This is a genomic window from Cupriavidus sp. 01L46 (genome assembly GCF_056399905.1).
In genome coordinates this window covers 1-13,688 of record NZ_JBFTSF010000170.1, presented here as the reverse complement: position 1 = coordinate 13,688, position 13,688 = coordinate 1, and the positions used below count along the sequence as shown (strand labels likewise).

Here is a 13,688-nt window from a genome sequence, read left to right as displayed (position 1 = left end):
GCCGGGATAGAGGCCCGCCTCGGCTGCGCCCAGCAGGAAGCGCAGCACGTAGAAGGTGCTGGCGCTGTTGATCAGGGCCATCGCCATGGTGATGACGCCCCATGTGAACAAGATGCGCGCGAACCAGCGGCGCGCGCCGAAGCGCTCCAGCGCCAGGTTGCTGGGCACCTCGCACAGGAAGTAGCCGATGAAGAACAAACCCGCGCCCAGCCCGTAGGACGCGTCGCTGATGCCCACCGCCGCATTCATGTGGAGCTTGGCAAAGCCAACCACCGAGCGGTCGATATAGGCCACCACGTAGATCAGCGCCAGGAAAGGAATCAGCTTGCGGGTCAGCATGCTGATAATGCGGTTCTCCTCGCTGGCGGCGCTGACCGGCGCATCGCCAGGCAGACCCGGAGCGCCAGGAAGCGGGACTGGCCGGTCCAGGCCGGCCGTGGGGGTAGTGTTCATCTATGTCTCCTCGAATGTTCCTGCATGTTCTTGTCAGTGGCCGCTGCAGGCATCGCCGGCATTGCCGGCAGCGGCGCAATCAGTGCGAGTGGCGAGGCACCGCGGCGCCGCGGCAGCCCACCAGGAAGTCCAGGTCGCAGCCCTCGTCCGCCTGCAGCACGTGGTCCACATACAGCCGCCGGTAGCCGCCCTCCCCCGCGGCGCGTGTGTCGACGCGCTCGGCCATGCGCCGTGCCAGTTCCTTGTCATCGATGTCCAGGTGCAGCGTGCCGGCCTCGCAATCCAGCTCGATCCAGTCGCCGTCTCGCACGGCGGCCAGCGGGCCGCCGGCCGCGGCCTCGGGCGCCACGTGCAGCACCACGGTGCCGTACGCCGTGCCGCTCATCCGCGCATCCGAGATGCGCACCATGTCCTTGACGCCCTGGCGCAGCAGCTTGGGCGGCAAACCCATGTTGCCGACCTCCGCCATGCCCGGATATCCCTTCGGGCCGCAGTTCTTCAGCACCATCACGGACGATGCATCGACGTCCAGCGTTTCATCGACGATCCGCTCCTTGTAGTGCTCAAGGTTTTCGAACACCACGGCGCGGCCGCGGTGCTTGAGCAACCCGGGCGTGGCGGCGGAGGGCTTGAGCACCGCACCGCGCGGTGCCAGGTTGCCGCGCAGCACGCGGATACCGCCATCCGCTATCAACGGATTGTCCAGCGCGCGGATGACCTCGTCGTTGGTATTGGGCGCGTCCTTCACGTTCTGCCACAGCGTGCGGCCGTTGACGGTCAGCGCGTCCGGGTGCGGCAGCAGGTTTGCCTCGCCCAGCCGACGCAGCACTGCGGGCAGCCCGCCGGCGTAGTAGAACTCCTCCATCAGGAAGCGGCCCGAGGGCATCAGGTCGACGATGGTGGGCGTGTCGCGGCCAATGCGTGTCCAGTCCTCGAGCTCCAGCGGCACGCCGATGCGCCCCGCGATGGCCTTCAAATGGATGACCGCGTTGGTGGAGCCACCAATCGCCGCATTGGCGCGAATCGCATTCTCGAACGCCGCGCGCGTCAGGATCTTCGACAGCGTCAGCCCTTCCTTGGCCATCTCGACAATGCGGATGCCGGACATATGCGCCAGCACGTAGCGGCGCGAATCCACGGCGGGAATGGCGGCGTTATGCGGCAGCGAAGTGCCCAGCGCTTCCGCCATGCAAGCCATGGTGGAAGCCGTGCCCATCGTGTTGCAGGTGCCGGCCGAGCGCGACATGCCGGCTTCGGCCGAGAGGAACTGATGCACATTGATCTCGCCGGCCTTGAGCGATTCATGCAGTTGCCAGACGGCCGYGCCAGAGCCAATGTCCTTGCCGTCCAGCTTGCCGTTGAGCATCGGCCCGMCCGTCACCACGATGGCCGGCACGTCGCAGCTCGCCGCGCCCATCAGCAGCGCGGGCGTGGTCTTGTCGCAGCCGGTGAGCAGCACCACGGCATCGATCGGATTGCCACGGATGGCCTCCTCGACGTCCATCGCCGCCAGGTTGCGCGTGAGCATGGCGGTGGGCCGCAGGTTGGACTCGCCATTGGAGAACACCGGGAATTCCACCGGGAAGCCGCCGGCCTCGTAGACACCGTGCTTGACATGCTCGGCCAGCTTGCGGAAATGCGCGTTGCAGGGCGTGAGCTCCGACCACGTGTTGCAGATGCCGATGATGGGACGGCCATCGAACTCATGATCGGGGATGCCCTGGTTCTTCATCCAGCTTCGGTACATGAAGCCATTCTTGTCGGCGGAGCCGAACCATTGGGCGGAGCGCAGCTTGGATTTGGATTCCGGCATTGGGGGGACTTCCTGAATACGGGGACGATGGGACTGGACTGGGACGCGATGACAGCGGCGGCCCATGAAGGGCGCCTTGGCTACCGTGGGACCGGCGCCAAAGCGGGACGCGTCTGGAGGAGGCTGTCTCTCATCTTGCTTGAATTTGTTTTTGAATATGGCCGGAGTGTACGGCCCGGTTTGATATCCTTCCAATGAAGATTGAGGCCGTATCCATATCACTTCAGGTATCAACGTAAACCCTATGTCAATGCCCAGCCCGTGGTATATCCGCGCCCGGCTCAAGACCCGCCAGCTCCTGCTGCTGGTCGCCCTTGCCGACGAAGGCAACATCCACCGCGCCGCCGCCGTTCTCAACATGACGCAACCGGCCGCATCCAAGCTGCTGCGCGAGCTGGAGGAGATGCTGGAAGTCCCGCTGTTCGAGCGGCTGCCGCGCGGCATGCGCCCGACCTGGTATGGGGAAGCGATGATCCGGCACGCGCGCGCGGTGCTGGGCARCCTGGACCAGGCGCAGGAGGAAGTGATGGCGCTCAAGGCCGGGCGGCTGGGCCATGTGGCCGTGGGCGCGATCACCTCGCCCGGCGTGAAACTGCTGCCGCCGGCCGTTGCGCAGGTCAAGCGGGAGCAGCCCGGACTGCGCGTGTCGCTGGAGATCGAGAACAGCAACGTGCTGCTGGAACGCCTGGCCCAGGACAAGCTGGACCTGGTGGTCGCACGCCTGTTTGCCGAGCACGACAAGCTACGCCTGCGCTACGAGCCGCTGGCGGGCGAGCCAGTGTGCGCGGTGGCGCGCCTGGGCCATCCACTGCTGGCGCAGTCCGCGCTGACACTGCGGGATGTGGAGGATGCGGCGTGGATCGTGCCGCCGGCCGGCAGCGTGCTGCGTCACCGCTTCGACCTGATGTTCCAACGCGCCAGCCTGATGCCGCCGACCAACGTCGTGGAAACCGCCGCGCTGCTGTTCCTGACACGCATGCTGGAACAGAGCGACATGCTGGCCGTACTCACCGACGACGTCGCGCAGTACTACGCGCAGCATGGCCTGCTCGCGATCGTGCCGCTGCCGCTGCCCTGTCATATGGACGACTTTGGCATCATCACCCGCACGGATCGATTGCTCTCACCCGCGGCCATGCTGATGACGCAAGCGCTACGCACAGCGAGCCACGCGGTGTACGGCGCCGCGCTGGCGCTGGATGCCGGTGCGCCGGCTTAGCACGCTGGCGACCTGAAGCCTGCAATGGCCATGACCGGCGTGAGCGAATGGAAACTGGCGTCGTGGCCCGAGCCGTCCCGCCAGCGCGCCTCACTCCGCCACGATCGACGCGCTCTTGATCAGCGCCTGGCTCCGGCCCAGTTCGTCGCGGATGAGGCGGGCCGTCTCCTCGCCATTGCCGTTCTTCACGACAAAGCCCTGCGCGGCGAACAGCTCCCGCGCCTTGGGCGCGGCCAGCGCCTTGACCAGCGCCTGCTGTAGCCGCGCGCAGATGTCCTTGGGCAACCCGGCGGGACCGACCAGCGCGATCCAGGCATCGTAGGCATAGTCCTTGACGCCCGATTCCGCCAGGGTCGGCACCGCCGGCAGGCTATCGAGCCGCGCCGGCGTGCTGACCGCCAGCGCCCGCAGCTTGCCGGCCTTGATCTGCGGCAGGGCGGACGGCGTGGCCAGGAAAGCAGCGTTGATCTGTCCGCCGAGCACATCGGTCATCAACGTGTTCACGCCCTTGTAGGGGACGTGCAGCATATCGATGCCGGACTTCGATTTAAGCAACTCGCCCGCCAGATGCAGCACGCTGCCTTTGCTTGACGAGCCGTAGCTCAGGCTGCCCGGATGCGCCCGCGCCGCCGCGACCAGTTCCTGCACGGTCTTGTACGGCGAGCCCGCACCCACCACCAGCACCAGCGGCGTGGTGCCGATCAGCCCCACGGCAGTGATGTCCTTCACGCTGTCATAGGGAATATGGCGGTACAGGCCCGGGTTGATGGCGTGGTTGGACGACACCACCGCAAGCGTGTAGCCGTCCGCAGCGGCGGATACGAGTTGCCGCGTGCCGGGAATGCCCGCCGCACCGGGAAGGTTCTCCACGTAGAACGGCTGCCCGAGGTCCTTGCCCATGCCCTCGGCCACCACGCGCGCCACGACGTCGGCGGTGGAGCCCGGGGAATTCGGCACGATCAGGCGCACGGTCTTGGCGGGATATTTGTCCGCAGCGTGCGCGGCGTGTGCGCCGGGCGAGCCGATGACCGGGAATGCGATGGCGGCGACGGCAAGCAGCCGCCCCGCCGCGCGCAGGACGCGCGAGGTATTGGGGAACATCTTTGTCTCCTGTGGATGGCGGCCGGGATCTGTCGCCCGGCTATGGATGCCGCCGCGTCCGCGCTTGCGCGCGGACGCCGGGGTGCGCTGCTAGGGCACGGGCGCGGCGTGGCTTGCCTGCAATTGCCCGAATGTGCGGATCTGCCCCGCCAGCGCGCTCGCGGCCACCGTGTAGGGACTGGCCAGCCAGACCTTCCCCGGCCCAGAGCGGCCGGGGAAGTTGCGATTGATGGCGCTGATGGTGACCTGCTCGCTGGTGGTGGAAGCGCCCGGCCCGCAGTTGGCGCATGAGCCGCAGCCCGGCATGACCAGCGTGGCGCCGGCGGCGGCGAAGGTATCCATGTAGCCGCGCGCTTCGCAGTAGGCCTTCACGCCGAGGGTGCCGAACTGCAGGAACAGCCGGGTGCGCGGCGACACCTTGAGCCCATGCTCCAGGCCCCAGCGCAACACCTCGTGGTAGTAGTCGAAATCCTCCCGCTTGCCTGCGGTGCAGGACCCGCCGTAGGCGATGTCCACCGGCACCGGCTCGTCCAGCGTGTCCGCCGCGATGCCATTGCCAGGATCGCCGGGGCGCGCAACCATGGGCGCGATGACGCCTGCGTCGATGCGGATCACGTCGCGGTAAGTGGCGCCTGCATCGCTGCGCATCCAGTCCTCGATCGCAAAATCGACGCCGCGCCGCGCCTTCAGGAAGGCCACGGTCTTGTCGTCGGGCTCGACGATGCCGGTGAAGCCGCCCAGCTCCGCCACCATATTGGTCAGCGTGGCGCGCTCGTCGATGGACAAGGCCCGCACCGTGCTGCCGGCATATTCGAACACCACGCCGATGGCGCCGCCGGAGCGGATTGCGTCCATCTGCAGCAGGTAGAGCACGATGTCCTTGGCCGTCACGCCCTCGGCCAGCTCGCCCTCGACCTCCACGCGCAGCGTTTCCGGCACCTTGCAGCGCACGTAGCCGGTGACCCAGCTATTGGCGATATCGGTGGCGCCGGCGCCAAACGCCAGGCAGCCGAGCGCGCCGGAATGCGGCGTGTGCGAATCGGTACCCACCACCACCTGCCCCGGCAACGCGTATTGCTCGGCCATCAGCGCATGGCAGATGCCTTCCGAGCCCGGTGTTTCATCCGCAAGCGCGTGATGCGAGCGGACCGGGTAGTCGTGCGCAAAACTGCGATGGCCCTGCATCAGGTTGGCCACCCCTGGCAACAAGCCGTCGCGCACATGTGGGAAGCTCTGGGCCGCCAGCACCAGGTGATCCTGGAACGCGATGATGTGATCCGGCTCATGCAGCTTTGCCGGCTTGCCGAAAGCGCGATGCATCAGGTGCGCGCACATGCCGGTGAAGTAATCGTGCGAGAAGCGCCAGTCCGCCGCCACGAACACGCCCTGGCCGCGCTCAGCGCTCGGCGTGCCAGGGAGCAGATGGCGGGCGATGATCTTTTCCACCAAGGTGCGCGGTGCGGCGTTGCCGGTTGCCTCAGCTGCCTGCGTGCCCTGTGTGCTCCCGCCGGCCGCCGGCCAGTTCGCCGCGCGGCTATAGGCCAGCAGGCCACCGGCGCGGATCACCTGCCGGGTCAGCGCGTCGCGCCCGGTCAGGAACGCCTCGATGGGGATCGCCTCGCCTGCCAGCACCCTGTCGAGCACGGTGAAATCGGTCGTGGTGAGGATGCCGATGTTGTCGCAGTTCTGCTGGTAGATGCGCTCGAAGCTCTCGGCGACGATCAGGCGGATGCCGGCCGAAAGTTCGGCCAGCGGGCTGGACTCGCGCGAGGACCCCTTGCCGTAGCGCTTGCCCGCCACGGTGACCGCGAAGCCGCCGTTGCGGACCGCATCGCGGCCGATCGGCAGCTCAGAGCCGGCCTGAAAGCCCACGTACGGGAACTGCCCCAGGCGCTCGTCATAGGTGAGCATGACCGTGACGGGCGTGATTTCATCGGTGGAGATGTTGTCGCGCAGCGGGCCGGCCTCGGCCAGGGTCATCGGCCTGCCCTCCAGTTGGGCGCGCACGCAGGCGGGGTCTTGCGACAGGTACAGGACGCGGCCGCTGAAGCGGATGGTGTCTTCCATGGTGGGGGTTCTCGTTCTGATGGCCCCACTATATGTTTTGGCGCCGGGCGGGCAAAGTGCGGAGTCGGCATGGCAGGCTTCTCGGTTCGAGACGGCTGGTGCTTGCCGCTATTTGCCACGACTGTCACGCCACTGCGGTCAAGATTGCCGGCAAAGAAATCCCACCAAAGCGGCGGCGCTAGCCGAAAGCTGCTCACGCGACTGGAACACCACCACCAGTTGCCGCGTGGCCCACGCATCCGCCAGGGGCCGCGCGGCCACGTCGAGCGTGTTCAGGTAAAGCTCACCCACCTGACGCGGCACGATGGCGATGCCCAGCCCGACATGCACCATGCGGCACAGTGCGTCCAGGCTGGCCACCCGGATCTTGATCCTGAGCGCTGCCCCCAGGCGCGCGGCCTGATCCGACAACAGCCGGCTCAGCGCGCTTTCATCCCGCAGCGCAACAAACGTCTCGCCCAGCAAGTCCGCGAAGCGCACCGCCGGCGCCGCGGCCAGCGGATGGCCACCCGGCACCAGTACGCAAAGCTGGTCCTCCCGGTAAGGCAACGAGACGAACTGCTCGACGCCCTGGATGGCGTTGCAGATGCCGAAGTCCGCGCTGCGCTCGCCCACCATGCGCAGCACCTCGGGACTGTGCTGCTCCTCCAGCTCGATGCCGACATCGGGATACACACGCCCAAAGGCGGCCAGGTCTTCCGGCAGGAACTGCACGATGGCGCCAAGGTTGCACACCATCCGCACATTGCCGCGTGCGCCGGAGGTGAAGCGCGACAGCTCCGCCCCGAGCGCCTCGATATTGCCGATGATGGCCAGTGCATGGCGCAGCACCGCCTCGCCCACCGGCGTCATCGTGATGCCGCGCGGATGCCGCTCGATCACCGGCAAGCCGATCAGCGCCTCGATCTCGGCAATGCGGCGGCTGACCGCCGACGGCGCAATGAATTCGCGCTCGGCAGCGCGGGCAATGTTCTGTTCCTGGCAAACGGCGACGAACAGCCGCAGCGAGGTCAGGTCGAGTTTTCTGAGCAGGTTGTCCATGGCAGCGATGCTACAACGATCATGCATCGCAGGCGATGCCGGACGACGATCGCGGGCGCGGCGTGGATTTGTGCTCCGCAGCACTACCTCAATGTCACCCCAAACGGAATGACAAGGCCGTGATAAGCATTATTCAGCCCGCCCTGTTGCTACCGCACCCCCGACGGCGCAGAATCCGCGCCCCGGCGTGCACTTCCACGCCTAGAATAAAACCTTGCATTGCCCCACAGATCACCAGCCCAGTCTTGCGTCGTAATCCGCGCCGGTGCCGTACTTCGTGCCCGCGCCCTCATGCACGGAGACCTCGATTGCCGCTGCCCCCGCCCCTCGGTTCCTCCCGTCTCGTTCGCCCGGCTGCCCAGGCCGGACGCGTCAGGTCGCGTCAAGCCGCGTATCTCGCCCGGATGCCGCTGCAGCGGCATCCGCGCATGCTCAAGGAATATCCATGGCTAACTTCAGCCCAACGCGCCGCACTTTCCTGAAAGCCAGCGTCGTGGCCGGGGTGTCGGTGTATATCGCACCGATCGGCGGCAAGGCCTTCGCAGCCCTGTTCGAAGAAAAGATCCTGACCCCGGTCCAGTGGGACCCCAAGACCGGCGCCCCCAGGTTCCGCATCGACGGCATGGCCAAGGTCACCGGCGACAAGGTCTTCGCCCGCGATATCCGCTCGCGCGACATGCCGCACTGGCCCAAGGAACAATCGCATGCCTTCATCCTGCGCACCACCAAAGCGGACCGCAGCTATGCGGGCTTCGACCTGGCGCTGCTGGGCGACGCGCTCAAGCCAGACCGCGTGGTCACCGCTGCCGACCTGGCGCGCGACGGCGTGGCCTTTCCCGCCTTCTACGGCGAGGACATGCTGCTGCCGGAAGGCAAGACGCCTGCCTATCTCGGCCATGCCGTGGCCATCCTGATCTATCACGACTTCGCGCGGTTCCGCTTTGCCAAGGACAAGCTCAAGTTCCACGACGAGATCATCCGCTACGGCGCCGAGACCGGCCCGCTGGAGCGCGATCCGTGGGGCACGTTCCGCTTTGTGCGGGTCGGCGGCGAAACGCCGTTCGACGACGACGTGTTCTCCAGCCTGAAGAACGCGCCGCTGTTCCCCAGCATGATGCGCAAGCACGAGCCGGTCTGGCCGGATGGCAAGGACCACGGCCAGCTTGGTGAGCAAGGCATGTTCCATGCCGGCCAGATCCGCCAGCAGCTGGACCAGCCGCCGGCCGACTGGCTGGTGCTGGAGCGTGAGTACAACACGCAGTCCATCGACACCGCCGCGCTGGAGCCGGACAACGCCAACTGCTGGTACGACGCCAGCACCCAGGCGCTGCACATGGTGGTGCCGACCCAGTCGCCCGTCGAAGTCGGCGACAGCACGGCGGAGATGATGGCCAAGGCCAAGGGCGCGTTCCCGGTCAGGCAGGTGTTCGTCCATCCCTGCTACACCGTGGGCTACGGCTCCAAGGATCACTACAACTTCCCCTTCTACGGCTTGGTGGCGGCGCTCTACGCCGACGGCAAGCCGGTGCGGCTGGCCAACGACCGCTATGAGCAGTTCCAGACCTCGATCAAGCGCCACGCCTTCAAGATGCGCTACCGCATCGCGGTGGACAAGAACACCGGGCTGTTCCAGTCGTTCCAGGGCGACTTCGAGGCCAACGGCGGCGGCCGCGCCAACTTCTCGCCGTCCGTGGCAATGGTGGGCGCCACCGCGGCGCAGTCGATCTATTACTTCCCGAAGAACGACCTGACCGCGGTGGCGATCGCCTCGCGCGCCATCGATGCCGGCTCGGCACGCGGCTACGGCACGCTGCAGAGCATGGCGGCGACCGAGATGATGGTCGACGAGTTCGCCGAGCAGTTGAAGCTCGACCCGATCGAGTTCCGCCTGAAAAACGCGCTGCGCTCTGGCATGAAGAACACGCAGGGCGCGATCCCTGCCGGCGCGATTCGCGTGGATGAGGTGCTGCAGGCGGCCAAGGCCCATCCGCTGTGGACCAACCGCGCGAAGCGGAAAGCGGATTTTGAAGCCAGCCATCCCGGCCGGCGCTACGGCGTGGGTTTTGCCTGCGTGCAGAAGGACTTCGGCACCGGCGCCGAGGCGTCGTTCGCCAAGGTGGAGATGCGCGCGGACGGCACCATCGCGCTGCATCACTGCGGTGCGGAGATCGGCACCGGCATGTCCACCTCGCAAGCGGTAGCCGTGACACGCTGGCTGGGCAAGCCCGCCACCGAGGTGCGCGTGGCGGTCACCGACTGGCCCGACCTGCCCGTCACCGCCACCGGCGATCCGTACATCATGAGCCAGGCCGACCAGGACAAGCTGTCGGCCAACCCGCGCTGGTCGCCGGCGTATGCGTCGCCATCGAGTGCGACCAACTCGGCCTACTACTTCACCCACAGCACCCGTGAAGCCGCCCGCGTGGTCTTCATGCACGGGCTGTGGCCGGCGGCCATGGCAATCTGGAGCCAAGGCTTTGGCGGCGGCCAGGCGGCCTCGCTGGTGGTGCGCGTGGAAGACGCGCGCTGGGTCCAAGGCAGGCTCACCGCCGGCGGCCTGCAAGCCCTGCCCTACGAGCAACTGGCCAGGAAGGCGCACGAGCTCGGCCTGGTCACGGGCGCCACGGTGCACGTGTTCAACCGCTGGCAATGGACCGAAGCCGACTTCGACGTCAACGGCACGGCCACCCGGCTGCCCATCGACGGGCTGTCGGTGCGCTACGGCGACGGCGCCGACGCCGCGCGCAAGGCGCGCATGACCACCAGCGGCGGCTACCAGGTGCTGGACCGCAAGAAGGTCTACATCGCGCCGACCMAGCGCAACAACGCCAGCGTGACCTACTACAGCGCGGTGGGCACGCTGGTTGAGCTGTCCGTGCATGCGGCCACCGGCAAGGTGGAAATCCTCAGCCATCACTCCATCATGGAATGCGGCTCGCAATTGTTGCCGGAGCTGGTGTCCGGGCAGTTGCAGGGCGGCATCGCCATGGGCATCGGCCATGCGCTGCACGAGTTCCTGCCGCTGTATGAGGACGGGCCCGGCAACGGCACCTGGAACTTCAACCGCTACCCGTTGCCGCGCGCCAGCGACGTGGCCGTGTGGACGCAAACCGCGACGGTCCTGCCGCCCGTATCCGAAACCGATCCGCCCAAGGGCATCGCCGAAGTGGTGATGATTCCGGTGGTAGGTGCCATCGTCAACGGCATCGCGCATGCCATCGGCCATCGCTTCACCGCCTTGCCCGTCAGCGCCGAAAAGATTCAGGAGATCCTGGCATGAGCCTCGCCACCCAACCGCTTTCCCTCAATATCAACGGCAAGGACGTTGGCCCCATCGATGTGCCGGAAGGCCTGATGATGATCGACTTCCTGCACGAGTACCTTGCGCTCACCGGGTCGCGCCTGGGCTGCGGCCAGGGTATCTGCCACGCCTGCGTGGTGATCCACGACAAGGCCGACGGCACCAGCGAGGAAGTGCGCGCCTGCATCACCGGCGCGCATTACTTCCAGGGCAAGAAAGTGCGCACGGTGGAGGGCCACGCCAAGCGCAACGACAAGGGCGAGGTGGTGGAACTGTCGCTCGTGCAGCAAAAGTTCCTGGAGCACTTCAGTTTCCAGTGCGGCTACTGTACGCCCGGCTTCGTCAACGGCGCGACCATCCTGGTGGAGCGCCTGAAGCGCCAGCCGGTGGCCAGAGGCAAGGTGGATGAGACCATCACCGCGGCGCTCAACGACCATATCTGCCGCTGCACCGGCTATGTGCGCTACTTCGAAGCCGTGAAGGACGTGGTGGTCAACACCCCGGGCCTGGTAAAGGAAGACAAGTGATGATGAGCCAGATGATGAGCCAGCCMAACTTCCTCCGACACGCGCGCACCACGCTGGCAACGCTGGCCACGCTGGGCGCGGCCCTGGTGGCTGGCTGCGGCGACCACGCCGCCCCGATCGACGCTGCCGCCGACCAGCAACCCGCCACCCGGCTTTCTGCCGCCGACCAGATCGCGCGCGGGCGCTACCTGGTGCGCGCCGCCGATTGCGCCGCCTGCCATACCAGCGCGCAGGGCGCGCCGTTTGCCGGCGGGGTGGAACTGGCCTCGCCGTTCGGCACCTTCTACGGCACCAACATCACACCGGACAAGGACCACGGCATCGGCAAATGGAGCGCCGACGATTTCTACAAAGCGCTGCATGATGGGGTCACGCCAGACAAGCACCTCTACCCGGCCATGCCGTATACGTCGTACCGCGGCCTGTCGCGTGGCGACACCGATGCGATGTACGCCTACCTGATGCAGGTGAAGCCAGCCGCCGTGGCCAACCGGCCGCACGACCTCAGCTTCCCGTACAACATGCGCGTGGCGCTGGTYGGCTGGAACCTGCTGTTCCTGAAAGACCAGCTGCCCGATGCCTCCACCGGCCAGACCCCGGCCTGGCAGCGCGGCCGCTACCTGTCCAACGCACTAGGCCACTGCGCCGAATGCCACACGCCGCGCGCCATGTTCGGCCGCCTGGACGCGGCCAGGCCATTAGCCGGCGCCGCGCTCGGCCGCGTGGCCGCGCCGGACATCACGCCGGCGGGCCTGGCCGCGCGCGGCTGGACGGGGGCCGACCTGCAGACCTTCTTCGCCACCGGCATGGCGCCACAGGGCTCGGCTTACGGCGAGATGTTCCCCGTGGTCCATCTCAGCAGCCAGTACCTGAACAAAGCCGACCTCGCCGCCATGTCCACCTACCTGCTGGGCGACCAGCCACCGCGGCCCCAGCCAGTGAAGCCGGCCAGCGCGGACGCAGCGCGGCTCAAGCCTGGCCGCCAGCAATACCTGGCCGTGTGCGCCGGCTGCCATGGCCGCGAGGGCGAAGGCAAGCCGCATGTGGCGGTGGCCATGCTGGGCAACTCCACCGTGCGCAACGCCGATCCGCACAACCTGATCGTGTCCATGCTCGACGGCATCGAAGCGCAGAAATTCCCCGGGCTGGAGAGCATGCAGGATATGCCGGGCTTTGCCTCGCGCCTGAGCGACGCGGAACTGGCCGACCTGGCCAACTACCTGCGGGCAAGCTATGGCGGACAGCCCGGCGACGTGAGCGCGGACAAGGTGAAGGCGCTGCGCGCGCAGGCGGGCAAGGGACACTGAGGCAGCGCGCCGTTCTGCATGCTCCTGCGCAAGCAAAGGGCTTGGCGACGCATCCAGATATTCCGTTCAACCGAGCGCGCGCGCGATGGGCGCGCGGCCCGCTCGACGCGGACCAGCGCGCAAGAATGCGGATAGGCGCTCAAGCGCCGTCGAGGAAAGGATTGCGCTGGCCAAGGCGCGTTCCGAGCGCATCGGGAGCCAGGCTCATGGTGGCGGGGTCCATTGCCGGATTGGGGCTGCGGGCCAGCGTCGGGTCGGCTGGTGCGCTCGCCATGCCAGCCTGCGCCGGCTGTCCGGCACCCTGCGCATAGGCATCGCGTGCGGCTGGCAGCGCCTCCTGGGCCGACGGCGCTGCCGCCGGCATGGCTTGCATTGGCTGGGCGGATGGCACCGACTGGATGGATTGCATCGGCTGGGCGGATTGCATTGGCTGGGCGGATTGCATCGGCTGGGTCGGCTGAATGGGCTGGGCCTGCTGCGCGAATAGCGGGTAGGACGCGATCATTGCGCTAGCCACCAACAGGGATTTCGCCAGATGTTGCTTCATTCGTGTACCTCCAAAAAACGCCTTCAGGCATGGGAAGGACCACTGTAGCGCCGAGGCACCTGACATTCTGTTCGATTTTGCAACAGTCATTTACCAGCCTTGCCATCGACGCCAAGGCCCGTTAAGTGCGCGCGCGCTCGATCGTTGTGCTGCCGCCAGAGGGCTGGGACGGCTGGACCGATACCGCCTGCGGTATAGTCTGCGCGTTCAATTTCGGCGGAGAGATAGCATGGCTGAGGCAAAGGTGCGGGTGTCGCACATTGCTGTTCCTGGCAACCTGAGTGTTTTGAAACTCAAATCGTATCTCCGGAC

At 66.9% G+C, this 13,688-nt stretch carries 10 protein-coding genes; 4 read left to right on the top strand and 6 right to left on the bottom strand.

The genetic code is table 11. The features are described from left to right. On the bottom strand, window positions 1-453 hold a 453-nt coding region (locus AC1DS3_RS25070), incomplete at its 3' end, for an MFS transporter (protein WP_477128172.1). A gap of 79 nt (window positions 454-532) precedes the next feature. After that, entirely contained in the window at window positions 533-2,266 is a 1,734-nt protein-coding gene (locus AC1DS3_RS25065; RefSeq protein WP_477128171.1) for an IlvD/Edd family dehydratase, read from the bottom strand. Between the two features lie 244 nt (window positions 2,267-2,510). Between AC1DS3_RS25065 and AC1DS3_RS25060 the strand changes: the two genes are divergently transcribed. Further along, a complete protein-coding gene (locus AC1DS3_RS25060) occupies window positions 2,511-3,485 on the top strand; it encodes a LysR family transcriptional regulator (protein ID WP_477128170.1) in 975 nt (324 codons plus the stop codon). A 90-nt stretch (window positions 3,486-3,575) separates the two neighbouring features. On the opposite strand, the gene AC1DS3_RS25055 is transcribed toward AC1DS3_RS25060, so the two are convergent. The 3 genes from AC1DS3_RS25055 to AC1DS3_RS25045 form a co-directional block, all read right to left on the bottom strand. Beyond that, window positions 3,576-4,586: a Bug family tripartite tricarboxylate transporter substrate binding protein gene (locus tag AC1DS3_RS25055; RefSeq protein WP_441634101.1), complete on the bottom strand. Its 1,011-nt coding sequence runs from the start codon at window positions 4,584-4,586 to the stop codon at window positions 3,576-3,578. Between the two features lie 90 nt (window positions 4,587-4,676). Next, window positions 4,677-6,653 carry an aconitase family protein gene (locus AC1DS3_RS25050; RefSeq protein WP_441634103.1) on the bottom strand — a complete coding sequence of 659 codons (1,977 nt, stop codon included), beginning with the start codon at window positions 6,651-6,653 and terminating at the stop codon, window positions 4,677-4,679. Window positions 6,654-6,791: 138 nt separating this feature from the next. Beyond that, window positions 6,792-7,694 carry a LysR family transcriptional regulator gene (locus AC1DS3_RS25045; protein ID WP_441634105.1) on the bottom strand — a complete coding sequence of 301 codons (903 nt, stop codon included), beginning with the start codon at window positions 7,692-7,694 and terminating at the stop codon, window positions 6,792-6,794. A gap of 445 nt (window positions 7,695-8,139) precedes the next feature. Here AC1DS3_RS25045 and AC1DS3_RS25040 point away from each other — a divergent pair, with 445 nt between their 5' ends. Genes AC1DS3_RS25040 through AC1DS3_RS25030 form a run of 3 tightly spaced genes read left to right on the top strand, consistent with a single transcriptional unit; the run spans window position 8,140 to window position 12,829 of the window. Then, on the top strand, window positions 8,140-10,974 hold the full coding sequence (locus AC1DS3_RS25040) for a xanthine dehydrogenase family protein molybdopterin-binding subunit (protein ID WP_477128169.1): 2,835 nt from the start codon (window positions 8,140-8,142) through the stop codon (window positions 10,972-10,974). Further along, on the top strand, window positions 10,971-11,522 hold the full coding sequence (locus tag AC1DS3_RS25035; RefSeq protein WP_441634108.1) for a (2Fe-2S)-binding protein: 552 nt from the start codon (window positions 10,971-10,973) through the stop codon (window positions 11,520-11,522). Before AC1DS3_RS25040 ends, AC1DS3_RS25035 begins: the two co-directional genes overlap by 4 nt. A gap of 11 nt (window positions 11,523-11,533) precedes the next feature. Further along, window positions 11,534-12,829, top strand: coding sequence for a c-type cytochrome (locus AC1DS3_RS25030; protein WP_441634271.1), 1,296 nt, complete (start codon window positions 11,534-11,536; stop codon window positions 12,827-12,829). Window positions 12,830-12,968: 139 nt separating this feature from the next. On the opposite strand, the gene AC1DS3_RS25025 is transcribed toward AC1DS3_RS25030, so the two are convergent. After that, a complete protein-coding gene (locus tag AC1DS3_RS25025) occupies window positions 12,969-13,376 on the bottom strand; it encodes a hypothetical protein (protein ID WP_441634110.1) in 408 nt (135 codons plus the stop codon). Between the last annotated feature and the right edge of the window lie 312 nt (window positions 13,377-13,688).

What these genes read in the sequence shown, in the direction of transcription:
- AC1DS3_RS25055 (WP_441634101.1), bottom strand. Translation starts at nt 4,586, where the DNA reads ATGTTCCCCAATACCTCGCGCGTCCTGCGCGCGGCGGGGCGGCTGCTT.
- AC1DS3_RS25050 (WP_441634103.1), bottom strand. Translation starts at nt 6,653, where the DNA reads ATGGAAGACACCATCCGCTTCAGCGGCCGCGTCCTGTACCTGTCGCAA.
- AC1DS3_RS25045 (WP_441634105.1), bottom strand. Translation starts at nt 7,694, where the DNA reads ATGGACAACCTGCTCAGAAAACTCGACCTGACCTCGCTGCGGCTGTTC.
- AC1DS3_RS25035 (WP_441634108.1), top strand. Translation starts at nt 10,971, where the DNA reads ATGAGCCTCGCCACCCAACCGCTTTCCCTCAATATCAACGGCAAGGAC.
- AC1DS3_RS25025 (WP_441634110.1), bottom strand. Translation starts at nt 13,376, where the DNA reads ATGAAGCAACATCTGGCGAAATCCCTGTTGGTGGCTAGCGCAATGATC.